Raw genomic sequence first — 23,662 nt, forward strand, 5'->3', positions numbered from 1 at the left:
ACAACGGCCCCGCAGCCGGGGAACGACCTACGCGCGCCGGAACACCGGGTCACGCTTCTCCGCAAAGGCTCTGGAGCCCTCTTTGGCATCGGCGGTGTCAAAGATCGGCCACCCCCGCTTCAACTCCGCCGCCAGGCCGTCCGCCTCGGACATCTCGGCGGCCTCGTACACGGACGCCTTCACCGCCTCGACGGCGAGCGGCCCGCACGCGTTGATCTGTTCGGCGATGACGAGGGCCTTCTCCAGGGCGGTGCCGTCCGGGACGACATGGCCGACGAGGCCTATGCCGGCCGCCTCCTTCGCCGAGTAGGGCCGCCCGGTCAGCAGCATCTCCAGGGCGTGCGTACGGGGAATCTGCCGCGGCAGTCGCACGGTCGAGCCACCGATCGGGAAGAGGCCGCGCTTGACCTCGAAGAGACCGAACGTCGCGGACTCGCCCGCGACGCGGATGTCCGTGCCCTGGAGGATCTCCGTGCCGCCCGCGACGCAGTGGCCCTCGACCGCGGCGATGACGGGTTTGCGGGGGCGGTGGTGGCGCAGCATCGCTTTCCAGTGCAGGTCGGGGTCGGCTTTCATCCGGTCCCGGTACCGCTCACCGTCCATGCCCTTGCCCGCGAGGGCCTTGAGGTCCATGCCGGCGCAGAAGGCGCCGCCCGCTCCGGTGAGTACGACGGAGCGGATCGCGTCGTCCTCGTCGGCGGCCACCCAGCCGTCGTAGAGCCCCACCAGCATCGGCAGCGAGAGCGCGTTCTTCGCCTCCGGCCGGTTGAGCGTGAGTATCAGTGTGGCGCCTTCGCGCCGCACAGCCAGATGTTCCGTCCCACCCATAGCCGTGCTCCCTCTGCTGTCGGCTTCGGACCTGGAACAGGTTGCAGTAGGCGGGGAGCCAGTTCAAGAGTTTTCTGACAGACAGTCAGATTTCTTGAACGAGGGCCCTTCCCACTTGTGGGTGCCTCTGCTCTGATGACCGCCAGGAGAGATGACGCCGGGGTCAGGAGGAGCGGTGGAGTACAACCTTGCCGACCTGTTCGAGTCGGTCGTCGACGTGGTCCCGGACCGCGAGGCGCTCGTGTACATCGATCACCCCGGTACCGGGGCGGAACGCAGGCTGACGTACGCCGAGCTCGACCAGGCCGCCAACCGTCTCGCGCACCACCTGATCGACAGCGGCCTGAAGCCCGGCGAACATTTGGGGCTCCACCTCTACAACGGCGTCGAGTATCTCCAGACCGTCCTCGCCTGCCTCAAGGCACGCCTCGTACCGGTCAACGTCAACTACCGCTACGTAGAAGAGGAGTTGGTCTACCTCTATCGCGACGCGGACCTCGCCGCGCTCGTCTTCGACGCGGAGTTCACCGAGCGGGTCTCGGCCACGCTGCCGCGCACGGAGAGGCTGCGGCACCTGGTGCGGGTGGGGACGCCGCCCGCCGAGGCCCCCGCGCTCGACGTGGTGGCTTTCGCCGACGCGGAGGGGGCGGGTTCGCCGGAGCGCGGTTTCGGGGCGCGCTCGGCGGACGACCTGTTCATCATCTACACCGGCGGCACCACCGGCATGCCCAAGGGCGTCATGTGGCGCCAGGAGGACCTGTTCTTCGCCGGGCTCTTCGGCGGCGAGCCCGCGGGCGAGCCGGTGAAGCGGCCCGAGGAACTGGCGGAGCGCGTCGCCGCGGGCGGACCCGGCATCACGTTCTTCCCCGCTCCCCCGCTGATGCACGGCACCTCGACCCTGACGTCGTTCATTGCCTTCAACTACGGCCAGCGGGTGGCCATTCACCGCAAGTACGTGCCCGAAGAGGTGCTCCGCACGATAGAGCGGGAGAAGGTCTCCAGTGTGTCGTTGGTGGGCGACGCGATGCTCAGGCCGCTCATCGACGCCTTGCACGGCCCGCTCAAGGGCACGGACCTGTCGTCCCTCTTCAGCGTCTCGTCATCCGGGGCGATCATGTCCGAGACGGTCCGCGCCCAGTTCCAGGAACTGGCCCCGAACGTCCTGCTCCTGAACAACTTCGGCTCCTCCGAGTCCGGCTCCAACGGCAAGGCGACCGACGACTCGGGCCCGGAGAAGGGCTTCCGCCTGGAGGTCAACGAACGTACGCAGGTGGTGGATCTGGTCACGCACGACCCGGTGCCGGTGGGCGTTGTGGGCCGTCTGGCCCAGCGCGGCCACGTACCGCTCGGCTACTACAACGACCCGGTGAAGACCGCCGAGACGTTCTTCCAGAAGGGTGACGAGCGCTGGGTGCTGCTCGGTGACATGGCGACGGTCGACGATGACGGCATAGTCACCGTCCTCGGGCGTGGCTCGCAGTGCATCAACACCGGGGGCGAGAAGGTGTATCCGGAGGAGGTCGAGCAGGCGCTGAAGTCTCATCCGGATGTGTACGACGCGCTGGTCGCCGGAGTCCCGGACGAACGCTGGGGCAACCGCGTGGCCGCGGTGATCCAACTGCGGGACGGAGCGCCCTCGTTGGACCTGGAGTCGATCCAGACCCACTGCCGCACCCACCTGGCCGGTTACAAGATCCCGCGAGCGCTGGTCATCACGGACGACATCCAACGCTCCCCGAGCGGGAAGGCGGACTACCGGTGGGCGAAGGCGGTGGCGGCGGGGGCGGATCGCTGAGGGTGTGATGTCGGCGATCTGACGGCAGCGACCAGGGAGACGGAGAGAGCCCCAGCCGCACCAGCCACGCACTCCAAATCGATGTCACCGCAGGGCAATCGGCTGGGTGGGCGAGAAAGAATCCGCCGCGAAGCGGCGGTCCGGAAAAACCGTCAGCCGGAGCAGACAGACCGAAGTGCCCGCCCCAGAGCCACGGCGTGCAGCGCATCAAGCTGCCGCTCACCCCGCACCCGTACGCCCGCCACAGCCACAAGCCCCCGACAAGAAGGCGTGGACCTCGCCGACGGAGAGCCGGCGATCCCCCGCACCAGCTCGCCGTTCACGCGATTGATCTCCTTGCGGACCTCCCCGAGGTCCGGCTTCTCCGCAGGCACCTGCGAAGGGTCCGCGTCCCACCGCCGGTGCAACTCCCGCTGCACCACCTTGTTGGCCTCGATCTGGTCCCGGAAGATCCGCACGGTCGCCTCAGGGTCGGCGCCAAGATCCCGCGCCTGTCGCGCGACATCGTCGAGCACCTGCTTCTCGCGAGCCGGGTCGTCGATGGGGCTGCCCGTGCCGTACTTCGCGGCGGCGACGAGATCGGCGGTGGCAAGACGCTGGGCGGCGAGATCGACCAGCGGGTGGAGCCGGGCGTACGCGGGCTCGGGGGCGACGGCCGCCGGCCGCTGTGACGGAGCGGCGACAGCGATGCTCCCGCTTCCGGCCAGCAGAGCCACGCTCGTGGCCCCGGCGGTGAACAGACGCCCCGCGGACGAGGTAAGACGCACAGAGACTCCTCCAGTAGTCCTAGTCCTGCGCGAGGAATCCTGCCACGCGCCGCGCGAACCACTCCGGATCATCAAGCCAGGGGAAGTGCCCGCCGCCCGGCTGCACCTGACGCACGCCCCCGGGGAAGAACCCGGCGAACTCCGCCGCGTGCGCGGGGTTCGGAGCGCCGTCGTACTCCCCCGCGAGCTCGGTCCCGTCGTACGCGGTGAAGGTGAAGGTCGGCATGGGGGTGATCATCACATCTCGCGCCGCAGCCGGACAATGCCGTTCGGCTGTCGCGCCCCAGCTCAAGGCTGCCCTGCGCGATCTCTTGACGGCCGCCTCCGGGGCTGGATTACTGACCTTGACAGAAGATCGACGACCGAATGATCGGTCGCCCGTTTGGGACGGGAGAAACTCCATATGACGGCCATGCTGGACGCGGCGGAGCGCCTCGGGCGCGAGGAGCTGGAGGCGCTGCAGCTGGAGCGCCTGCAGGACACCTTGCTGCACGCGTACGAGAACGTGCCCTTCTACCGGGCGGCGTTCGACAAGGCGGGCCTGCGCCCCGACGACTGTCGCGCACTGTCCGACCTGGCCCGCTTCCCGTTCACGGCCAAGACCGATCTGCGGGACAACTACCCCTTCGGGATGTTCGCGGTCGAGCAGTCCGAGGTGCGGCGCCTGCACGCGTCCAGCGGCACGACGGGCCTGCCGACGGTTGTCGGCTACACCGAGCAGGACCTGTCGATGTGGGCGGACGTCGTCGCCCGCTCGATCCGCGCGGCGGGTGGCCGTCCCGGGCACAAGGTCCATGTGGCGTACGGCTATGGCCTGTTCACCGGCGGGCTCGGCGCGCACTACGGGGCCGAGCGGCTCGGCTGTACGGTGATTCCCGCGTCCGGCGGCATGACGGCGCGGCAGGTCCGGCTGATCCAGGACTTCCGCCCCGAGATCATCATGGTCACGCCCTCCTACATGCTCACGCTCCTGGAGGAGTTCGAGCGCCAGGGCGTCGACCCGCGCACGACGTCCCTCCAGGTCGGCATCTTCGGCGCCGAGCCGTGGACGGAGGAGATGCGCCGCGAGATCGAGGAGCGGTTCGCCATCGACGCGGTGGACATATACGGGCTCTCGGAGGTCATCGGCCCCGGGGTCGCCCAGGAGTGCGTCGAGACCAAGGACGGCCTGCACATCTGGGAGGACCACTTCTATCCGGAGGTGGTGGACCCGATCACCGGCGAGGTGCTTCCGGACGGCGAGCGCGGCGAGCTGGTCTTCACGTCCCTCACCAAGGAGGCCATGCCCGTCATCCGCTACCGCACCCGCGACCTGACACGCCTCCTGCCCGGCACGGCCAGGACGTTCCGCCGGATGGAGAAGGTCACGGGCCGGTCGGACGACATGGTGATCCTGCGCGGCGTGAACCTCTTCCCCACGCAGGTGGAGGAGATCGTCCTGCGGACGCCGGGCGTCGCCCCGTACTTCCAGTTGCGGCTGACCCGCGAGGGCCGCATGGACGCGCTGACGGTCCGCGCCGAGTCCCGCGCGGAGACGACTGCCGAGCGGCGCGAGGCGGCGGCGCGGGAGATCGCGACGGCGGTGAAGGACGGCATCGGCGTCTCGGTGGCGGTCGAGATCGTCGATCCGGAGACGATCGAGCGGTCGATGGGGAAGTTCAAGCGGATCGTGGACCTGCGCAACCCGTAAGGCTTACGACGCGCTGAAGCGGTCCCGCAGCTCCCGCTTGAGGATCTTCCCGCTCGCGTTGCGCGGCAGCTCGTCCACGAACAGGACCCTCTTGGGCGCTTTGAAGTGGGCGAGCTTCTGGCGTGCGTGGTCGATGAGTTCGGCCTCGGTCACCTCTCCGTTGCGTACGACGACGGCGGTGACCGCTTCGATCCAGCGCTCGTCCGGCAGCCCGATCACCGCCGTCTCCGCGACGCGTGCGTGGGTGTAGAGCGCGTCCTCGACCTGGCGCGAGGCGACGAGGACGCCACCGGAGTTGATGACGTCCTTCACGCGGTCGACGACGGTGAAGTAGCCCTCGTCGTCCCGCACGGCGAGGTCCCCGGAGTGGAACCACCCGCCACGGAACGCCTCCTTGGTCTCCTCCGGCTTGTCCCAGTAGCCCTCGCACAACTGCGGTGAGCGGTAGACGACTTCGCCCCGGGTGCCGTCGGGCACCTCCACACCGCGCTCGTCCACGACCCGCGCCTCGACGAAGAGGACGGGCCGCCCGCAGGAGTCCATCCGTCCCTCGTGCTCGTCGGGCCCGAGGACCGTGGCGAGCGGGCCGATCTCGCTCTGTCCGAAGCAGTTGTAGAACCCGAGCGACGGCAGCCGTTCGCGCAGCCTCTCCAGGACGGGGACGGGCATGATCGACGCCCCGTAGTACGCCTTGCGCAGGGCGCCGAGGTCGCGGGTGGCGAAGCCGGGGTGGTTCGACAGGCCGATCCACACGGTGGGCGGCGCGAAGAGACTGTCGGCGCGGCCCGCCTCGACGAGCTCGAAGATCCGCTCGGCGTCAGGCGCGTCGATGATCGTGTTCTCGGCACCCACCGCGAGGTACGGCAGCAGGAAGACGTGCATCTGCGCCGAGTGGTAGAGCGGCAGCGAGTGGACGGGTTTGTCCGTCTCCTTGAGGTCGAGGGCGGTGATGGCGCTGACGTACTCGTGGACGAGGGCGCGGTGCGTCATCATCGCGCCGCGCGGCGCGGCGGTCGTCCCTGAGGTGTAGAGCAGCTGGGCGAGGTCCTCCGCGCCGGGTTCTTCCCCGTCGTACGCCGGTGCGGCCGTGAGTCGCGCGAGCAGCGAGTCGTCCGCGTCGCGGAGGGCGAGCACGCGGACGTCGCCGGGCAGGCGCGGGGCGAGATCCGGGTCGGCGAGGACCAGCGAGCAGCCCGACTGGCCCACGATGTACGCCAGGTCGTCACCGACGAGGTTCTGGTTGACCGGCACATGGACCAGGCCCGCCCGCGAGCAGGCCAGGAACCCGATGAGGTAGGCGTCGGAGTTGTGGGCGTAGGCACCGACTCGGTCACCGTGGCCAAGGCCCGCCGCACGCAGCACCTGAGCGGCACGCGCCACGGCCATGTCCAACTCCGCGTACGTCCAGACCCGCTCGCCGTAGCGCAGAGCAACTCGCCCCGGCACGCGCCGCGCGCTCCGTCGAAGGACCCCGTCGACCGTATTGCTGCGTACACCCGTCATGGCGTGATCCTGTGCCGCGCGCGTCACGGCGGTCAAGGCTCCGGACAGGGCACGAAACCTGGCCGGTCCCGGTACTCGATCAACTGACATACCGGTTGGTACGCTCAACCGCCCTTGCCCTGATACCAGTTGCATCAGTTGCACCAGTTGGGAGGCAGCATGCGTTCCCGCTCCAGACGGCTGACGGCCCTCGGCATCAGCCTGTTGACCGCCACGGCCCTTCTGCCCTCGTCCGCCGCCACCGCCGGCGCGGCGGACGCGCGCGACGCCCGCCCGTCGGGCGGCGGCCTGTCCGCCACCGTCCGCTACACCCAGTACGGCATCCCACATATCCTCGCCAAGGACTACGAGAACCTCGGCTTCGGCACCGGCTGGGCGCAGGCCGCCGACCAGGTATGCACCCTCGCCGAGGGATATGTGACCGTACGCGGAGAGCGGTCACGCTACTTCGGCCCCGACGGCAAGCCCGACGGGTCGCTGTCATCGGCGACCACCAACCTCTCCAGCGACCTCTACTTCGGCGGCGTCCGCGACACGCACACGGTGGAGAAGCTCCTCAAGCAGCCCGCCCCCGCCGGACCGAGCGCCACGTCGAAGAAGCTGATGCGCGGTTTCACGGCGGGCTACAACGCGTGGCTGAAGCAGAACCGCGTGACGGACCCCGCGTGCAAGGGTGCCAAGTGGCTGCGCCCGATCACCTCCCTGGACGTGGCCCGGCAGGGCTTCGCCGTCCAGGTCCTCGGTGGTCAGGGACGCGGCATAGACGGCATCACCGCCGCGCAGCCGCCGAGCGCGACAACTCCGGACCGCGCGCCGGACCCCGAGCGCACCGCGAAGGAGGCGCGCGAGCTCTTCTCCGCCGAGGAGGCCGTCATGGGGTCCAACGCCGTCGCGTTCGGCGGGAAGACCACCGCGAACGGCAAGGGTCTGCTGCTCGGCAACCCGCACTACCCCTGGCAGGGCGGTCGACGTTTCTGGCAGTCGCAGCAGACCATTCCCGGCGAGCTGAACGTCTCGGGCGGTTCACTGCTCGGCACGAGCGTCGTCAACATCGGCTTCAACGGCGATGTGGCGTGGAGCCACACGGTGGCGACCGGCGTGACGCTCAATCTGCATCAACTCACCCTGGATCCCGCCGATCCGACCACCTATCTGGTGGACGGCAAGCGGGAGAGGATGACGAAGCGGACGGTCGAGGTGCCGGTCAAGGGCGGCCCCCCGGTGACCCGCACCCAGTGGTGGACCCGATACGGCCCGGTCACCACCGGCCTCGGCGCACAGCTTCCGCTGCCCTGGTCGGCGAAGACGGCGTACGCCCTGAACGACCCCAACGCCACGAACATGCGCGGCAGCGACACCGACCTCGGCTTCGGCAAGGCCCGCTCCACCGACGGCGTGTTGAAGGCGCTGCGCGACACGCAGGGGCTTCCCTGGGTCAACACCGTGGCCGCCGACCGCAAGGGCCACTCGCTGCTCAGCCAGTCGCAGGTGCTGCCCCGCATCACCGACGACCTCGCCCAGCGGTGCTCCACGGACCTGGGCAAGGTGACGTATCCGGCGTCGGGCGTGGCCGTGCTCGACGGTTCGCGCGGCGCGTGCGCGATCGGCTCGGACAAGGACGCCGTCCAGCCGGGCATCTTCGGCCCGTCGAAGATGCCCACGCTCAAGGACGCCCCGTACGCGGAGAACTCCAACGACAGCGCCTGGCTCACCAACGCCGACCGGCCGATCACGGGGTACGAGCGGATCTTCGGGACGATCGGCACGCAGCGTTCCATGCGGACGCGCGGTGCCATCGAGGATGTCGCGGCGATGGCGAAGGAGGGCGGTTTGACGGTCAAGGACCTCCAGAAGCAGCAGTTCGCGAACCGCGCCCCGGCCGGCGACCTGGCCGCCGACGACGCGGCGCGTGCGTGTGCCGCGCTGCCAGGAGGCACCGCAACGGGCAGCGACGGCAAGGCGGTTGACGTACGCAAGGCCTGTGCCGCCCTCAAGGCCTGGGACCACAGCATGGACACGGACAGCAAGGGCGCGCTGCTCTTCGACCGGTTCTGGCGCAAGCTGGTCGCCGCTGTGCCCAGCGCCCAGCTGTGGAAGGTGCCGTTCTCGGCCGCCGACCCGGTGCGCACCCCGAACACCCTCAACACGGCCGCGCCGGGCTTCGCGACCGCCCTCGCCGACACGGTGGCCGAGCTGAAGGGCGCGGGCATCGCGCTCGACGCGCCGCTCGGCAAGAACCAGTTCGTCGTACGCGGCTCGGAGCGGCTGCCGATCCATGGCGGCACGGAGTCGATCGGCGTGTGGAACAAGGTCGAGCCGGTCTGGGACGCGAAGGGCGGCGGTTACACCGAGGTCGCGCATGGTTCGAGCCACATCCAGGCGGTCGGCTGGGACAAGAGCCGCTGCCCGAAGGCGCGCACGCTCCTCACGTACTCGCAGTCGTCGAACCCCGATTCGCCGCACTATCGCGATCAGACACGGCTGTACTCCGAGGAGCGCTGGGTGACGTCACGCTTCTGCGAGAAGGACATCCTGGGCGATCCGAAGCTGAAGGTGGTGAAGGTCCGCCAACGCTGAGGCCACGAGCCGCGTGAACCGAAGCCGGTGGTCCCCTGGGTCGAGCTCGGCCCAGGGGGCCACCGGATTTGCTTTTCGATCTCGACCGGTGGGGGCTGAGCGCGCAGTTCCCCGCGCCCCTGACGGGGCCCGACTACAGCGCGCGCTCCCGTCCCTCCCAGTACGGCTCTCGCAGCCGTCGCTTGTAGAGCTTGCCGTTCGGGTCGCGGGGCATGACCTCGATGAAGTCGACGCTCTTCGGCCTTTTGTAGCCCGCCAGTTGGCTTTCGCAGTGGTCGAGGATCTCGGTGGCCAGGGTGTCGCCGGCCGTGTGCCCCTCTGCCACCTCCACGACCGCCTTGACCTGCTCGCCCCACTCGTCGTGCGGGATGCCGAACGCCGCCGCGTCCGCGACGGCGGGGTGGGTGAGCAGGGCGGACTCGATCTCGGCGGGGTAGATGTTGACCCCGCCCGAGATGATCATGTCGATCTTGCGGTCGCGGAGGTAGAGGTAACCGTCCTCGTCCAGGAGGCCGAGGTCGCCGACCGTGAAGAAATCGCCGATGCGGTTATTCTTCGTCTTGGACTCGTCCTTGTGGTAAGAGAATCCGCCGGTGCTCATCTTCATGTAGACAGTGCCGAGTTCACCGGGCGGCAGTCGGTTGCCGTCGTCGTCGAAGACGGCGAGTTCACTGATGGGCCAGGCCCTGCCCACGGTGCCCGGCCGCTTCAGCCAGTCCTGCGCGGTGGCGAAGGCGCCACCGCCCTCGCTGGCCGCGTAGTACTCCTCGACGCACTCGCCCCACCACTCGATCATGGCCCGTTTGACGTGGTCCGGGCAGGGTGCGGCACCGTGGATGGCGTGGCGCATCGACGACACGTCGTACGCCGACTTCGTCTCCTCCGGCAGCGCGAGGAGGCGGTGGAACTGGGTCGGGACCATGTGGGTGTGCGTGCACTTGTACGTGTCGATGAGGCGCAGCATCTCCTCGGGCGTCCACTTGTCCATCAGGACCAGCGGGTGGCCGATGTGCAGGGCGGCGCCCGCGAACTGGAGTACCGCCGTGTGGTAGAGCGGCGAGCAGACGAGGTGCACGTTGCCGTCGAAGGGCTTGACGCCGAAGATGCCGAGGAAGCCGCCGAGGTACGACTCCTCGGGGAGCTTGCCGGACAGGGGGCGCCGGATGCCGCGCGGGCGTCCCGTCGTGCCCGAGGTGTAGTTCATGACCCAGCCGAGGGTGCGGTCGGCCGGCGCCGACTCCCGCTGCCCGGCGAGGAGTTCGGCGTACGGGCGGAAGCCGGGGACATCGCCCACGGAGTACCGGTGCGTGGCCGGGAGCTTCGCCTCGTCGGCGGCGTCGGTGGCCGCCTGCGTGAACCGTTCGTGCGCGATCAGTACCTTCGCGCCGGAGTCGGCGACGATCCAGGCGATCTCGGGCCCGACCAGGTGGTGGTTGACCGGGACCAGGTAGAAGCCGGCCTGCGATGCCGCGAGGTACGCGGTGAGGAACTCGACGCCGTTGAGCAGCACGACGGCGAAGGCGTCGCCGCGCTCAAGGCCCGCGGCGCGCAGCCCGTGGACGAGTTGGTTGGTCGCCGCGTGCAGGCGCCGCGCGGTCCACTGCTCGCCGTCGGGTGCGGTCAGGACCGTGCGGTCCGGTTCGGCTTCGGCCTGCGCCCAGAAGCCGTTGGGGGGCGTGCTGCCCGGCATGCTGCTCATCAGGACCTCTCCTCCGTCTCTCGTCAGTCGTCAGTGAGTCAGTCGGTCATCAGTCGTCAGTCACGTCCGGCGATACGGTTCACTCGGTCGATGGCGCGCTCGAAACCGCTGGTCAGGTCGTCGAAGACCGCCTGGACGCCGCGTTCGCTGTTCATGCGGCCGACGATCTGCCCGACGGGCGTGCCGAGCAGCGCCTGGACCTCGTACTTCTGGATGCGCGATACCGCCTCGGCGACCAGGAGCCCCTGCAGCGGCATGGGCAGCGTGCCGGGGCCGGCCGGGTCGTCCCAGGCGTCGGTCCATTCCGTGCGCAACTGGCGTGCGGGCTTGCCGGTCAGGGCGCGTGAGCGGACCGTGTCGCCCGAGCCCGCCGCCAGGAGCTTCTCGGTGAGCGCCCGCGAGTGCATGTCGGCCTCCGTCGTGGTGAGCCAGAGGGAGCCGAGCCACACGCCCTGCGCGCCGAGCGCGAACGCGGCCGCGATCTGCTCCCCGCTGCCGATGCCGCCCGCCGCGAGGACCGGCAGCGGCGCGACGGCCTCGACGGCCTCCGGCGTCAGGACCATGGAGGCGATCTCACCGGTGTGGCCGCCCGCCTCGTAGCCCTGCGCGACGACGATGTCGATGCCCGCCTCTGCGTGTTTGCGCGCGTGCCGGGCGCTACCGGCAAGCGCGGCGACGAGTACGTCGTTCTCGTGGGCGCGCTGGATGACGTCCGCCGGCGGTGAACCGAGCGCGTTGGCGAGCAGTTTGATCGGGTAGTCGAAGGCGACGTCGAGCTGGTTGCGGGCGACCTGTTCCATCCAGCCGGTGATGCGCCAGCCGGACACCTCCCCTTCCGCGAGTTCGGGTACGCCGTGTTTGCCGAGGGTGTCCTTGACGAACTGGCGGTGGCCTTCGGGGATCATCGCCTCGACGTCGGCCTCACTCACCCCCTCGACCTTCTTCGCCGGCATCACGACATCGAGTCCGTAGGGCCGGTCGCCGACGTGCTCCTGCATCCAGTCGAGGTCACGGGCCAACTCGTCGGGCGCCGTGTAGCGGACCGCGCCGAGCACGCCGAATCCGCCCGCCCTGCTGATGGCTGCCGCCACCGCCGGGAAGGGCGTGAAGCCGAAGATGGCGTGCTCGATCCCCAGTTTCCTGCTCAGGTCTGTCTGCATGGGCGCAGGATGCCGCAGCCGCCCGGACGACGGAAGAGATTTTCTGATGCTGTGTCAGATCTTTGCAGGGCACCCGTGGTTGACAGGGCGTGGTGCTGACATGAAAGTTTCAGCAGTCTCTTGTGATCCCGAAAGATAATTTCAGCTCAGGAGCGTTTCAGGAGGGGGCACGGTCATGGCCGAGGACAGCGGGGCGGCGTCGGACAGAGCGGGTGGCGGGCTGAGCCGCCGCCAACTGGGCGCGCGGGCCGTCGCCTTGGGTGGCGCGCTCGCGCTGGTGCCCTTCCCCGCGGGTCCGGCCGCGGCGGCGGGGGCCACCACCGGCGCCAAGCATCCGACACTGCGGCCCGGCAGCCCCGAGCGGGCGGGGCTGCTCGCCGGGCATCTGCGCCAACTGGTCGCCGACGCGGAGCAGTTCCTCGGCCCCTCCCCCAAGCGCCCCTGGTACGCGGGCGCCGTCCTGCTCGCGGGCCGCGGCGGCACGGTCGCCCTGCACCAGCCCATCGGCAAGGCCGTGCGCTACGCGGCGTACGACGAGAGGACCGACACCGGCATCGAGCTGCCGGCCGACCGGCAGATCCCGATGGCCAAGGACACGGTCTTCGACCTCGCGTCCGTCTCCAAGCTGTTCACCTCGCTGCTCGCGGTGCAGCAGATCGAGCGGGGCGAGCTCGAACTGGAGGCGAAGGTCGCCTCGTACCTCCCCGATTTCGGGGGCGCGGGCAAACAGGACGTCACCATCCGGCAGCTCCTCACCCACACCTCCGGGTTCCGTGCCTGGATCCCCCTCTTCAAGGAACCCACGCGCGAAGGGCAGTTGCGCCTCATCTGGAACGAGTCACCGCTCAACCCGCCCGGCACCAAGTACCTCTACTCGGACCTGAATCTGATCTCGCTCCAACTGCTCCTCGAAGAGATCACGGGTCGTCAGCTGGACGCACTGCTCCACGACGAGATCACTGCTCCACTCGGGATGCACCGCACGCGCTACAACCCGCCCGCGTCCTGGCAGCCGAAGATCGCCGCGACCGAGGACGCCCGCCTGCCCTGGTCAGGCCTCGACCGCGGCATGGTGTGGGGCGAGGTGCACGACGAGAACGCCTTCGGCTTCGGCGGGGTCGCGGGACACGCGGGGGTCTTCTCGTGCGCCTGGGACCTCGCGATCCTCGGCCGCACCCTGCTCAACGGCGGGATCTACGGGCGCTCCCGCATCCTGTCCGCCGAGTCCGTGCAGCTGATGTTCAGGGACTTCAACACCGCCTTCCCCGGCGACGAGCACGGTCTGGGCTTCGAGCTCTACCAGCACTGGTACATGGGCGCGATGGCGACACCGCGCACCGCGGGCCACACGGGGTTCACCGGCACGTCCCTCGTCCTGGACCCGACGACCGACTCGTTCCTGGTCGTCCTCGGCAACTCGGTCCATCCGGTGCGCAGTTGGCGCTCGGGTTCGGCCCCCAGGGTGGCGGCGGCGAACCGCATGGCGCGCGCCGTGCCGGTGCGTCCCGCGCGCGGACGCACCGCCTGGTTCTCCGGCATGGCGAACGCCACCGCGGCCACCCTGACCCTGCCGCCGCTCTCCCTCACCACGGATCGGGCGAGGCTGCGCTGCGAGCTGTGGTGGGACACCGAGCCGGGATCGGACCAGCTGCGCCTGGAGTCCTCGCGGGACGACGGCACGACGTGGCAGCCGGTGCCGTTCACGACACAGCACAGGGGATCGGATGCCCGCAGGCACCCCGACGGCACAGCCTCCGGTTGGTCGGGGCGCGTCTGGCACCGCCTCACCGCGGACCTCTCGGGCCTGCGGGGCGAGCAGGTGCGGCTGCGGTGGCGGTACGCGACGGATCAGCTCTACGTGGGGCGCGGTGCGTACGCCGACGGGCTGCGGGTCGAGGACGGCGGGCGTACCGCCTTCGACGAGGCACGGCCCGCCGACGCGGCCCGCATCGAGGCGGTGGGGTGGGCCCCGTCGGCCGACTGAGGACAGGCCGCCGGGGCAGAGGCCGCCGGGGCAGCCGCCCTACTCCCCCAGCGCGGCCATCGCCGCGTTGTGCCCGGGGATGCCGCTGACCCCGCCGCCGCGCACGGCGCCCGCGCCGCACAGCAGGACGTTCGCGTGCCGTGTCTCCACACCCCAGCGGCCTGTGCCGTCCTGGGCGTAGGGAAAGGCTAGGTCGCGGTGGAAGATGTTGCCGCCGGGCAGGCGCAGGTCGCGTTCCAGGTCCAGCGGGGTCCTGGCCTCGATGCAGGGGCGCCCGTCGGCGTCGGTGGCGAGGCAGTCGGCGAGCGGCTCGGCCAGGTGCGCGTCCAGCTGCGCCAGCGTGGACTTCAGGAGTTCGGACCGTACGGCGTCGTTGTCGTGGGCGAAGAGGCGGGCCGGCGTGTGCAGGCCGAAGAGGGTGAGGGTCTGGCAGCCGCGCTCCACGAGTTCGGGGGCGAGGATGCTGGGATCGGTCAGGGAGTGGCAGTAGATCTCGGACGGCGGCGCGGCGGGCAGTTCTCCGGACGCGGCCTGGGCGTACGCGGCCGCCAACTCCCCGTAGCCCTCCCCGATGTGGAAGGTCCCGGCGAAGGCCTCGTGTGGGTCGACCGACGTGTCGCGCAGCCTCGGCAGCCGTTCGAGCAGCATGTTGACCTTGAGCTGGGCGCCTTCGGCCGGGGCGGGCGGGGTGTCGCCGACGAGGGCGGCCAGCTCCTGCGGTGAGGCGTTGACCAGGACGTGCCGGGCGGCGACGGTGGCCTCGCGCTCGGGCGTGCGGTAGGTGACCTCGGCGGTCTGTCCGTCGGACCGGATGCGGGTGACCTCGTGGTCGGTGGCGAGCTCGGCACCCGCCGCCCGGGCCGAGTCCGCGAGGGCGCCGGTGAGAGCACCCATGCCGCCGACGGGCACGTTCCAGTCGCCGGTGCCGCCACCGATGACGTGATAGAGGAAGCAGCGGTTCTGGCGCAGGGACGGGTCGTGGGCGTCGGCGAACGTTCCGATGAGGGCGTCGGTGAGCACCACGCCGCGCACCAGGTCGTCGGCGAAGCGCTCCTCGATGGCGACGCCGATGGGCTCCTCGAACAGCGCGCGCCAGGCGGCCTCGTCACCGACCCGCTCGCGCAGGGCGTCGCGCGTGGGCAGCGGCTCGGTGAGCGTGGGGAACACCTGCTCGGCGACCTGCCCCGTCATCGCGTAGAACTCCCGCCAGGCCTCGTACTCGCGCGGACCGCCGGTGAGCCGCTCGAACGCGTCCCTGGTGCGCGCCTCTCCCCCGCCGACGAGCAGCCCGGCGGGACGCCCGTCGCGCTCGGTCGGCGTGTAGGAGGAGACGGTGCGGGTGCGTACACGGAAGTCCAGGTCGAGGTCCCGGACGATCTTCCGCGGGAGCAGGCTGACCAGGTACGAGTAGCGCGAGAGCCGGGCGTCGACGCCGGTGAAGGGCCGGCTGGACACGGCGGCGCCGCCGGTCCCGGAGAGCCGCTCCAGGAGCAGGACGGAGCGTCCGGCGCGGGCGAGATAGGCGGCGGCCACGAGTCCGTTGTGACCACCGCCGACGATGACGGCGTCGTATCGATCGCGAGGAGGCATAGCCCTTCGTAACACGTGGGGCCGCCCCGTGGGGTGATCGTCGCGCGCTCAGTGCCCCCCGCCCGAAGCCCTCTGCTGGCGCAGAGCCGCCACTCGGCGGTAGAGCTCGACCGCCTCTGTGCCGCGGCCCAGCTGCTCCAGGCAGTGCGCCTCGTCGTTGCGGCTGGCCAGGGCGTCGGGGTGGTCGGCGCCAAGGACCTGTTCGCGGGCGGCGGCAACGCGGCGGTACTCGGTGAGGGCATCCGCCCAGCGGCCGAGCCAGCCGAGGCCCACGGCCACCTCGCGGCGGCTGACCAGGGTGTCCGGGTGGTCGCCGCCGAGGACGCGTTCGCGTATCGCGCAGACGTCACGGGCCTCGGCCAGGGCCTCCTCCCAGCGCCCCTGGCGGCCGAGGTTGACCCCGAGGCCGTGCCGTGCGCGCAGGGTTTCGGGGTCGGAGGGGCCGTTCACGCGGGCGCGGTCGTCGATCAGGTCGCGGTACAGCTCGAGGGCCTCGCCGCTGCGACCGAGCCTGCCGAGGCTGATACCCACCTCGTAGCGCGCGGCGAGGGTGTCGGGGTGGTCGGCGCCGAGCGCCCGCACGCGCGCGTCGGCGACCTCGCGGTACGTCTGGAGCGCCTCGGGCCAGCGGCCCAACTGGCCGAGCGCGTAGGCGACTTCGTAGCGGGTGACGAGGGTGTCGGGGTGTGTGGCGCCGAGGACGCGCGCTCGGGACGTCGCCACCTCGCGGGCCAGTTGGTAGGAGTCCTCCAGTCGGCCGAGCCTGCTGAGGTTGTACGCCAGGTTGTGCCGGCAGCGCAGGGTGTCGGGGTGATCGGCGCCCGCGGTCCGTTCCCGGACGGCAAGGACGGAGGTGTACATCTGGTGGGCCTCGAAGTGTCGCCCCAACTGCCCCATGACGTACGCCATTTCCTGCCGTGCGGCCAGCGTGTCCGGATGCTCGGGGCCCAGGGTGCGCTCCCTGCCCTGGGCGACGCGCCCGTACTCCCGCAGGGCGTCGGCCGCGCGTCCGGTGCGGCTGAGGGTGAAGCCCACTTCGTAGCGGCTGGCGAGCGTGTCCGGGTGGTCGGGGCCGAGCGCGTGCTCCCGCTCGGCGGCCACCGCGCGGTGCACCTCGCCCGCCTCGGCCCAGCGGCCGAGGCGTCCCAGGCTCAGGCCCGCGTTGTGCCGGCTGACGAGGGTGGCGACCACCTCCGGTGACGGCGTGGGCCGTTCGGGCCCGCGCGGCGTCGCGGCCCGGCGCGCGTCGGTGCGCGGGATCCACTCGCCGGTCAGGCCGGCCGCCGCGTCGGGCGGCGTCGTCCGCAGCTCGGACGCGCCGTTCGCCTTGTGCCCGGTCGTCATGCCGCGGGTCCACGAGGGCAACCGCGGCTCGCGCGATGGCGGCTGCTCCGGGCGGCGCACGGGCGGGGTGACGACGGTCGGGACGTACGTGGGAACTGTGCGGCCGGTGACGATGCGGCGCCCCAGTTCGCGTGCGTCGCTGGGCCGCTCGTCCGGTTCCTTGGCGAGCAGGTCGAGGACGATCCTCTCGAAGTACTCGGGCAGCTCGTCGCGGTGCCTGCGCGGCGGCTCGGGCGGCGTGTCACGGTGGCCGACGAGCACCGCCCAGGCGTCCTCCAGGTCGAACGGCGGCGCCCCGGTGGCGATCTCGTACAGCACGCACCCGAAGGAATAGAGGTCGCTGCGCTGGTCGACCTGGGCGCCGCTGATCTGTTCGGGGGACATGTAGTGCGGCGTGCCCATCGCGATGCCGGTGCCGGTCAGGCGCGAGGTGAAGCCGATGTCATGGCCGAGCCTCGCGATACCGAAGTCGCAGATCTTCACCGTGCCGTCCGTGAGCCGCATGATGTTCGCGGGCTTCAAGTCCCGGTGCACGATGCCCTGTTCATGGGTGTAAGCAAGCGCGGCGGAGACCTGGTCGGCGATCTCCACGACGTCCGGGACGGGCAGCGGATGCTGTTTGTTGTCCTCCAGGAGCTGGCTGAGGTTGCGTCCTTCGAGCAGCTCCATGACCAGGTACAGGACGCCGTCGTGCTCCCCGAAGTCGTGGACGACGGTGACGCCGCGGTGCTGCAGCGCGGCAGCGACGCGCGCCTCTCGGCGGAACCGCTCACGCAGCACGCGCGTGAACGACTGGTCGTGCTGCGGCCCCATCGGCTTGAGGCACTTCACGGCGACCCTGCGCCCGAGCGACTCGTCGCGCGCACGCCACACCTCGCCCATGCCGCCGCGCCCGATCAGGTCCAGTAGCCGGTACCGGCCCTGGATCAGCCTGGTGTCCGCCATCTCCCGCCGTCGCCCCCGTTGCTTCGCTTCGCCCTCCCCGGCCCGTCCAGTATGGCTGCCCGCCTGTCGAGTTTGTACGGGGCAGGCCGGGCGCCGGGCCCGAGCCTGGCCATGGCGCGCAGAATGTGCTTCGGGGGAAGTTGCCAGCGTAGGCGGGCGGGAACGGTGCGCAGGATGGTGCCGGTGGTGACAAGTCGCCGGGTCACGGTGGCGGGTGGCGGGGCCGTCCTGCCGTACAACGCGTGGGCGTACGGCGGCAGCGAGGCGTAGGCCAGATTCGCCACGCGCCGCCACAGCAGGGCGCGCGCCGGGATCAACAGCGGGTGGGTCGGCGGGCGTTGGAGGAAGTCGTCGACGTCGCGCGCCTCCGGACCGGCGGCCAGTTCGGGCCGGACGCGCTCGAAGTACGCGGCGAGTGCGGCGGTCGACGCCGGTATGTCGGCGGGGTCCAGGCCGACGAGGCGGCCGCTCTCCCGGTGCTCGGCGACGTACCGGTCGGCGAGCTCGTCCGTCAGGCGGAACCCCGACCGGCGTGCGACGTGCAGATAGGAGTCTATTTCGGCGCAGTGCACCCACAGCAGCAGCTCGGGCTCGTCGACGCCGTAGCGCTCCCCCGTCTCGGGGTCGGTGGCCTTGAGCATCGTATGGATCTTCCGCACGCGCGCCCCCGCGTGCTCGGCGACGTCGGTGGTGCCGTACGTGATGGTGCCCACGAAGTCGGCGGTCCGCATGAGACGGCCCCAGGCGTCCTTGCGGAAGTCGCTGTTCTGCATGACGCCACGGACCGCGCGCGGGTGCAGGGCCTGCAAGTACAGGGCGCGGATTCCGGCGACCCACATCATCGGGTCGCCGTGCATCTGCCAGGTCACGGACGACGGCCCGAAGAGCCCCGGGTCGGCCTCCACCGGAGCCGCCTCCACCGGGTGTCCCGATGAGGATGCCTCGCGCATACAACCACCTCCTGAGCGCAGGCTACGCCGCCGCGGCTCGCCTCAACCCGCCTTGAACACCTCGGGGTTGGCGCAGTGCTCCAGCGGCTCGCCGCGCAGGAAGCGGCCGGCCTCGGCGGCCACGATGTGGGCTGCCTTGTGCGCGACCTGCTGGCTGCCACCCGCGATGTGCGGGGTGAGGACGACACCAGGGGCGGTGAGCAGCCGGGATCCCGCGGGCAGGGGCTCCTCGGGGAAGACGTCGAAGCCCGCGCCCGCGAGCCGGCCCGACTCCAGGGCGTCGCAGGCCGCTTCGTAGTCGAGGAGCGCGCCGCGGGCGCAGTTGACCAGGATCGAGCCGCGGGGCATCGCGGCGATCTGGTCGCGGCCGATCATGCCCTTGGTCTCGTCGGTGACGCGCGCGTGCAGGGAGACGATGCGCGAGCGGCGGAGCAGTTCGGCGAGGGATACCTGTTCCGCGACTCCCGCCAGTGCCTCGGGCCTTACGTACGGGTCGTGCACCAGGACCTCGGCTCCCATCGCGCGCAGGACGCGGGCGACCCGGCTGCCGATGGCGCCGTAGCCGACGAGGCCGACGGTCGCTCCGTCGATCTCGATGCCGCAGTTGTCGTAGTCGTAGTAGTCGCCGCGCCAGATGCCGTCGCGCAGGTCGGTGTGGGTGTCGCCGACGCCGCGGGCTGCGGCGAGCAGGAGGGTGAGGGTGTGTTCCGCGGTGGCGGTGGCGTTGCGGCCGGGGGCGTAGCAGACGGCCACGCCGTGCCGGGTGGCGGCTTCGAGGTTGGCGTTGACCGGGCCGCCGCGGCTGGTGCAGAACAGCTTCAGGTCGGGGCTGGCCGCGAGGATGCGCTCGGTGAGCGGGCCGTGCTCGGTGACGCAGATCTGTACGCCCTGGAGCGCCTCGATCATCTCGTCCTCGCTGCCGGATGCCTCGATGACCTCGGCGACCGGCCCGAACGGCGTGTGCGGCCACGGGAACTGGAGCTCGCGGACGTCCAGCGGCAGCTCTCCGGCGGCGGCGCGCACGGCCGCGGTGAACAGGCTCGGGCGGATGAAGTGGTTGCCGGCGGCGAGGACGGTGGTGCTCATGGGGGGTCTCTCCTGAGGGGTGATGCGGGCGGTACGGGTGTGGCAGGTCAGTGGAGCGCGGGGGTGTTCAGTCGCAGCAGTGCGGTCTGCCCGTCCTCGACGCGGATTTCCGTGAGGGCGCCGTTGAGCAGGTGAGGGAAGACCCGGCGGTAGTCGGAGAGGGGGATGCCGAGGAGGTGGCAGAACAGGACGCGGACGAGCGTGGAGTGGGCGACGATCAGGACCCTGCCGTGCGGCTGTTCGCGGGCGATGTCGGCCAGGCAGTCGGCGGCGCGTGCGGCGGCCTTGCGCGGGTCCTCGCCGCCGGGCAGGTGGTGCTCCACCGGGTCGTCGAGGAAGGCGGCCAGCTGTTCCGGGAAGCGCTGTCGCATCTCGTCCCTGGTCAGGCCGTCCCCTTGGCCGAAGTCGAGTTCGTAGAGTCGCTCGTCGATCCGCGGCGTGAGGCCGCAGGCGTCGGCGGCGGGGGCGGCGGTGAGCCGGGCGCGGGAGAGCGGGGAGCTCCAGATCGCCGTGAGATCCGCGGCGCGGGCCCACTCGGCGAGCGCGTCGGCCTGCTCGCGCCCGTGCGGGGTGAGGGGCACGTCGGTGCGGCCGGCGTAGCGGTTCTCCGCGTGCCAGACGGTCTCGCCATGGCGTACGAGGATGAAGTGGGTCACTGGGCTGCCCTCCTGCGGGCGTGGTCGGCCACGGCCGGGTCGAGCCAGCCGCGGCGGGTGAGTTCGTCGATGAAGCGGAGGTAGAGGGGGAGGTAGCGGGCGGTGCGGGGAGGCGACGGGTGGATCTCCTCTTTGATCCGGACCATGGCCGCGGCCGCTTCCTGGAGGCTCGCACCGCGGGAGGTGGCGGCGAGCACCGCCATGCCGATGGCGCCCTCCGCCTGTTCCGGCAGGCGTACGGGACGCCCCAGGACCTCGGCGCGCAGCCGGCACCAGTAGCGGTTGCGGGCGCCACCACCGGTGAAGGTGAGCGGTCCGTCGACGGGGGCGCCGAGGTGGTCGAGATAGTCGAGGCTGAGCCGTTCCAGGAAGGCGACGCCGAGCAGCAGTGCGTGGAACTCGGCGGCGCGGGTGGGGACTTGGCCGAGAGTGAAGGGCTCGGCCTCCGGCGCGCGGAAGGGGAAGCGTTCACCGCCGGCGGAGACCAGGGGGTAGGTGACCGCGTCCGGGTCGAGCGCGGCGGCCTGTTCGGTGAGGCCGTCCAGGTCCTCGCCGGGGAAGTGCCGGGAGATGACACCCGCGCCGCTGCTGGACGCGCCGCCCGGCAGCCAGCTCTCGCCCGGCCCGCGGTGGCAGTACACGACGCCCGCCGGGTCGCGGACCAGATGCGGGCTGCTGCCCTTGAGGACGAGGGTGGTGCCGAGCACCGAGTTCCAGGCGCCGGGTTCCAGGGCTCCGGAGCCGATCTGGGCGGCGCAGCCGTCGGTCATTCCGGCGACCAGGGTGGTGCTTTCGGGGATACCGGTGGCTTCCGCGGCTGCGGCGCAGACGGTGCCCAGCACGCTGCCGGGGCGTACGACGTCAGGCAACAGTCCTTCGCCGATGCCGAGTTGAGCCATGGTCTTGTCCGGCCAGCGTTCTTCGACCAGGTGGTAGCCGGTCTTGAGGGCGTGACTCGCGTCGGCGGCGACCTGATGTCCGGCGAGGCGCCAGGTGATCAGATCGACCTGGTGCAGCAGCCGGACGCCCGCGCCGGACGCGGCGGGCTCGTGGTCGAGGAGCCAGCGCAGTTTCGGTAGCGCCCAGGAGGGCTGCATGCTGCGGTATCCGAGCTCCCGCCAGACGGCATCCCCGGCTTCGTTGACGGTCACCGTCTGGTCGGCGGCTCGCCCGTCGTCGTACATCAGGCCGGGGGTGAGCGGGTGGCCGGTGGCGTCGGCGAGCAGGATCGTGCCGGAGGTACCGTCGATCGCGAGTGCGCGGATCCGCCCCGCGTCGAGTCCGGCCAGGGCATCGCGGCAGGCGGCGGACAGGGCGGTCCACCACTGCTCGGGGTCCTGCTCGTGGCGCACGCCGTCGCGGCGGCCGGTCAGCGGCCGCGACGCGGCGGCCAGGAGCTGCCCGGTGCCGTCGACGGCGACGCAGCGTGCGCTCTGGGTACCGAGGTCGAGGCCGAGCCAGATGCCGTCGAGGGGGTCGAGGGCGTCGGCGAGATGGGTCTCAGACATGGTCGTCTCCCAGGGCGGTAGGGACGCCGTCGACCAGGGCGGCAGAGACGCCGGCAACTTCGTGCGAGGCCCCGCCCGGCCCCGCTGTACGGCTCCCCCGCCAGAGCGCACCACCGCTCCAGCCCGCCTCGCGCACGATGGACCTGCGGCCGATGAAATCCTCGTACAGGGCGGCGTAGAACTGCGCGCGTTCCGGGTCGGGTTCCCAACTGCTCTGCATCCGGACGTACTTGGCGGCAGCCGTGTGCATGCTGCTCTCGGCGCCGGTGCGGACGAGGCCGGTGAGGAAGGCGCCCTTGGCGCCCAGCTCGGTGTCGCCGGAGCGGGCGGTGGGCACTCCCGTGGCGTCGGCGATCAGCGCGCACCACGCGTCGCTGTTGGCGCCGCCGCCGCACAGCCGCAGCTCGCTCACGTCCGTGCGGGCCGCGGCAAGCGAGTCGCGCAGGACCAGTGAAAGCCCGTCGAAGACGGCGCGGGCCATGTCGGCGCGCGAGTGCTCCAGGGAAAGTCCCCAGAAGGAGCCGCGGGCGTGCGGGTCGAGGAACGGGGCGCGTTCGCCCGCCGGGGAGAGGTAGGGCAGGAACAGCAACCCGCGGGCGCCCGGCTCCGATTCGAAGGCAAGCCGCGCCAGGTCCGGCGGCCCGGGAAGCCCCAGCATCCGCGCGGCCCAGCCCAGCACTTCGGCGCCGTTGAGGGTCGGGAAGGCACGCAGCACCCGTTCGCGGCCGCGGTAGGCGATGTTGATGCCGGACGGTTCGCCGCTGGTGTCCACGTCCGTGCGGACGATCTCCGTGCACAGGGTGGTGCCGAGGATGCCGCACGCCTGCCCGGGGTTGACCACGCCGACGCCGCGGGCGGTGGCGGCGATGTCGTACGGGGACATCACGACGGGAAGGCCGGCCGGCAGGCCCAGTTGGCCCGCGGCGTCGCCGGTGATCTCGGCGATCCGTTCCGACTCGCCGAGGACGGTCGGCAGGAGCCGGTGGTACGCGCTCAGGCCGAACAGGTCGAGGATCCGCGGGTCGTAGTCCCCGGTGGTGTGGTCCAGGAACGGGGCGGAGGCGTCGGACTCGTCGCAGGCCAGAACACCGGTGAGGCGCAGGAAGAGCCAGCCCGCGGCGGTGAGCGAGGTGCTGGAGCGCGCCAGGCGGTCCGGGTCGTGGGCAGCGAGCCAGCTGAAGAGGGCGTTGGGCATGCCCGCGCAGGTCAGTGAGCCGTTGCGGCGGAAGGCGGCTTCGAGGACGCCCTCACGCTGCCAGGTGGTGAGCAGGTCCCCGGCCCGGCCGTCGGACCACAGGATCGCGGGTCCCGTCGGGCGGCCGTCCTCGTCGACGAGCCAGGCCCCGTCGCCCTGCGCGGTGAAGGACACCAGCCAGACGGGGTCCGCGAGGCCGGAAAGCACGCTGCGGACGGTATGGACGACGGCGTTCCAGACGGCGTCCATGTCCTGTTCCGCCCAGCCGGGGTGGGGCCGGAGCACTTCGGTGGCGAGCCGGGAGACCGCGATCTCCTTGCCCTGGTCGTCGAAGACGACCGACTTGATCATCGTGGTGCCGACGTCGATGGTCAGTACGGACATC

17 protein-coding genes are annotated in these 23,662 nt (G+C 71.1%); 4 read left to right on the plus strand and 13 right to left on the minus strand.

Features of this window, described 5'->3' with window-relative positions:
* Positions 1 to 27 precede the first annotated feature (27 nt).
* Complete coding sequence (locus ACZ5WE_RS09665; protein ID WP_467684123.1) at positions 28 to 828, minus strand: crotonase/enoyl-CoA hydratase family protein; 801 nt, start codon at positions 826 to 828, stop codon at positions 28 to 30.
* A 175-nt stretch (positions 829 to 1,003) separates the two neighbouring features.
* Here ACZ5WE_RS09665 and ACZ5WE_RS09670 point away from each other — a divergent pair, with 175 nt between their 5' ends.
* Positions 1,004 to 2,623, plus strand: coding sequence for an acyl-CoA synthetase (locus ACZ5WE_RS09670; RefSeq protein WP_467684121.1), 1,620 nt, complete (start codon positions 1,004 to 1,006; stop codon positions 2,621 to 2,623).
* A gap of 152 nt (positions 2,624 to 2,775) precedes the next feature.
* Here the strand turns inward: ACZ5WE_RS09670 and ACZ5WE_RS09675 are convergent, their stop codons facing one another.
* Both ACZ5WE_RS09675 and ACZ5WE_RS09680 read right to left on the minus strand, forming a co-directional pair.
* Entirely contained in the window at positions 2,776 to 3,390 is a 615-nt protein-coding gene (locus ACZ5WE_RS09675) for a chorismate mutase (protein WP_467684119.1), read from the minus strand.
* A gap of 19 nt (positions 3,391 to 3,409) precedes the next feature.
* Positions 3,410 to 3,616 carry an alpha/beta fold hydrolase gene (locus tag ACZ5WE_RS09680; protein ID WP_467684117.1) on the minus strand — a complete coding sequence of 69 codons (207 nt, stop codon included), beginning with the start codon at positions 3,614 to 3,616 and terminating at the stop codon, positions 3,410 to 3,412.
* Positions 3,617 to 3,793: 177 nt separating this feature from the next.
* Between ACZ5WE_RS09680 and paaK the strand changes: the two genes are divergently transcribed.
* Positions 3,794 to 5,080 carry a phenylacetate--CoA ligase PaaK gene (gene paaK / locus ACZ5WE_RS09685; RefSeq protein ID WP_467684116.1) on the plus strand — a complete coding sequence of 429 codons (1,287 nt, stop codon included), beginning with the start codon at positions 3,794 to 3,796 and terminating at the stop codon, positions 5,078 to 5,080.
* 3 nt (positions 5,081 to 5,083) lie between these two features.
* On the opposite strand, the gene ACZ5WE_RS09690 is transcribed toward paaK, so the two are convergent.
* On the minus strand, positions 5,084 to 6,583 hold the full coding sequence (locus ACZ5WE_RS09690; protein ID WP_467684114.1) for an acyl-CoA synthetase: 1,500 nt from the start codon (positions 6,581 to 6,583) through the stop codon (positions 5,084 to 5,086).
* Between the two features lie 159 nt (positions 6,584 to 6,742).
* Between ACZ5WE_RS09690 and ACZ5WE_RS09695 the strand changes: the two genes are divergently transcribed.
* On the plus strand, positions 6,743 to 9,160 hold the full coding sequence (locus ACZ5WE_RS09695; protein WP_467684112.1) for a penicillin acylase family protein: 2,418 nt from the start codon (positions 6,743 to 6,745) through the stop codon (positions 9,158 to 9,160).
* 133 nt (positions 9,161 to 9,293) lie between these two features.
* Here the strand turns inward: ACZ5WE_RS09695 and ACZ5WE_RS09700 are convergent, their stop codons facing one another.
* Complete coding sequence (locus ACZ5WE_RS09700; protein WP_467685149.1) at positions 9,294 to 10,850, minus strand: acyl-CoA synthetase; 1,557 nt, start codon at positions 10,848 to 10,850, stop codon at positions 9,294 to 9,296.
* A gap of 65 nt (positions 10,851 to 10,915) precedes the next feature.
* Complete coding sequence (locus ACZ5WE_RS09705) at positions 10,916 to 12,019, minus strand: NAD(P)H-dependent flavin oxidoreductase (protein ID WP_467684110.1); 1,104 nt, start codon at positions 12,017 to 12,019, stop codon at positions 10,916 to 10,918.
* A 175-nt stretch (positions 12,020 to 12,194) separates the two neighbouring features.
* Here ACZ5WE_RS09705 and ACZ5WE_RS09710 point away from each other — a divergent pair, with 175 nt between their 5' ends.
* Positions 12,195 to 14,003, plus strand: coding sequence for a serine hydrolase domain-containing protein (locus ACZ5WE_RS09710; RefSeq protein WP_467684109.1), 1,809 nt, complete (start codon positions 12,195 to 12,197; stop codon positions 14,001 to 14,003).
* 39 nt (positions 14,004 to 14,042) lie between these two features.
* On the opposite strand, the gene ACZ5WE_RS09715 is transcribed toward ACZ5WE_RS09710, so the two are convergent.
* From ACZ5WE_RS09715 to ACZ5WE_RS09745, 7 genes are read right to left on the minus strand one after another with little or no spacing between them, the layout of a single operon-like run.
* Positions 14,043 to 15,593 carry a phytoene desaturase family protein gene (locus ACZ5WE_RS09715; protein ID WP_467684107.1) on the minus strand — a complete coding sequence of 517 codons (1,551 nt, stop codon included), beginning with the start codon at positions 15,591 to 15,593 and terminating at the stop codon, positions 14,043 to 14,045.
* 48 nt (positions 15,594 to 15,641) lie between these two features.
* Positions 15,642 to 17,882: a serine/threonine-protein kinase gene (locus ACZ5WE_RS09720; RefSeq protein WP_467684105.1), complete on the minus strand. Its 2,241-nt coding sequence runs from the start codon at positions 17,880 to 17,882 to the stop codon at positions 15,642 to 15,644.
* Positions 17,864 to 18,832 carry an oxygenase MpaB family protein gene (locus tag ACZ5WE_RS09725; protein ID WP_467684103.1) on the minus strand — a complete coding sequence of 323 codons (969 nt, stop codon included), beginning with the start codon at positions 18,830 to 18,832 and terminating at the stop codon, positions 17,864 to 17,866. The genes ACZ5WE_RS09720 and ACZ5WE_RS09725 overlap by 19 nt, the downstream gene beginning before the upstream one ends.
* Positions 18,833 to 18,874: 42 nt before the next feature.
* Positions 18,875 to 19,918: a 2-hydroxyacid dehydrogenase gene (locus ACZ5WE_RS09730; protein ID WP_467684101.1), complete on the minus strand. Its 1,044-nt coding sequence runs from the start codon at positions 19,916 to 19,918 to the stop codon at positions 18,875 to 18,877.
* 47 nt (positions 19,919 to 19,965) lie between these two features.
* On the minus strand, positions 19,966 to 20,574 hold the full coding sequence (locus tag ACZ5WE_RS09735) for a histidine phosphatase family protein (RefSeq protein WP_467684099.1): 609 nt from the start codon (positions 20,572 to 20,574) through the stop codon (positions 19,966 to 19,968).
* The gene (locus ACZ5WE_RS09740; RefSeq protein ID WP_467684097.1) at positions 20,571 to 22,082 is read right to left on the minus strand and encodes an FGGY-family carbohydrate kinase; all 1,512 of its coding nucleotides are present in this window, start codon (positions 22,080 to 22,082) and stop codon (positions 20,571 to 20,573) included. Before ACZ5WE_RS09740 ends, ACZ5WE_RS09735 begins: the two co-directional genes overlap by 4 nt.
* Positions 22,075 to 23,661, minus strand: a complete 1,587-nt coding sequence (locus tag ACZ5WE_RS09745; protein ID WP_467684096.1) for an FGGY family carbohydrate kinase — start codon at positions 23,659 to 23,661, stop codon at positions 22,075 to 22,077. The genes ACZ5WE_RS09740 and ACZ5WE_RS09745 overlap by 8 nt, the downstream gene beginning before the upstream one ends.
* Position 23,662 lies beyond the last annotated feature (1 nt).

The organism is Streptomyces sp. NPDC033180, assembly GCF_055577645.1.

What these genes read in the sequence shown, in the direction of transcription:
- ACZ5WE_RS09665 (WP_467684123.1), bottom strand. Translation starts at nt 828, where the DNA reads ATGGGTGGGACGGAACATCTGGCTGTGCGGCGCGAAGGCGCCACACTG.
- ACZ5WE_RS09680 (WP_467684117.1), bottom strand. Translation starts at nt 3,616, where the DNA reads ATGCCGACCTTCACCTTCACCGCGTACGACGGGACCGAGCTCGCGGGG.
- paaK (WP_467684116.1), top strand. Translation starts at nt 3,794, where the DNA reads ATGACGGCCATGCTGGACGCGGCGGAGCGCCTCGGGCGCGAGGAGCTG.
- ACZ5WE_RS09690 (WP_467684114.1), bottom strand. Translation starts at nt 6,583, where the DNA reads ATGACGGGTGTACGCAGCAATACGGTCGACGGGGTCCTTCGACGGAGC.
- ACZ5WE_RS09695 (WP_467684112.1), top strand. Translation starts at nt 6,743, where the DNA reads ATGCGTTCCCGCTCCAGACGGCTGACGGCCCTCGGCATCAGCCTGTTG.
- ACZ5WE_RS09700 (WP_467685149.1), bottom strand. Translation starts at nt 10,850, where the DNA reads ATGCCGGGCAGCACGCCCCCCAACGGCTTCTGGGCGCAGGCCGAAGCC.
- ACZ5WE_RS09705 (WP_467684110.1), bottom strand. Translation starts at nt 12,019, where the DNA reads ATGCAGACAGACCTGAGCAGGAAACTGGGGATCGAGCACGCCATCTTC.
- ACZ5WE_RS09710 (WP_467684109.1), top strand. Translation starts at nt 12,195, where the DNA reads ATGGCCGAGGACAGCGGGGCGGCGTCGGACAGAGCGGGTGGCGGGCTG.
- ACZ5WE_RS09715 (WP_467684107.1), bottom strand. Translation starts at nt 15,593, where the DNA reads ATGCCTCCTCGCGATCGATACGACGCCGTCATCGTCGGCGGTGGTCAC.
- ACZ5WE_RS09720 (WP_467684105.1), bottom strand. Translation starts at nt 17,882, where the DNA reads ATGGCGGACACCAGGCTGATCCAGGGCCGGTACCGGCTACTGGACCTG.
- ACZ5WE_RS09725 (WP_467684103.1), bottom strand. Translation starts at nt 18,832, where the DNA reads ATGCGCGAGGCATCCTCATCGGGACACCCGGTGGAGGCGGCTCCGGTG.
- ACZ5WE_RS09730 (WP_467684101.1), bottom strand. Translation starts at nt 19,918, where the DNA reads ATGAGCACCACCGTCCTCGCCGCCGGCAACCACTTCATCCGCCCGAGC.
- ACZ5WE_RS09740 (WP_467684097.1), bottom strand. Translation starts at nt 22,082, where the DNA reads ATGTCTGAGACCCATCTCGCCGACGCCCTCGACCCCCTCGACGGCATC.
- ACZ5WE_RS09745 (WP_467684096.1), bottom strand. Translation starts at nt 23,661, where the DNA reads ATGTCCGTACTGACCATCGACGTCGGCACCACGATGATCAAGTCGGTC.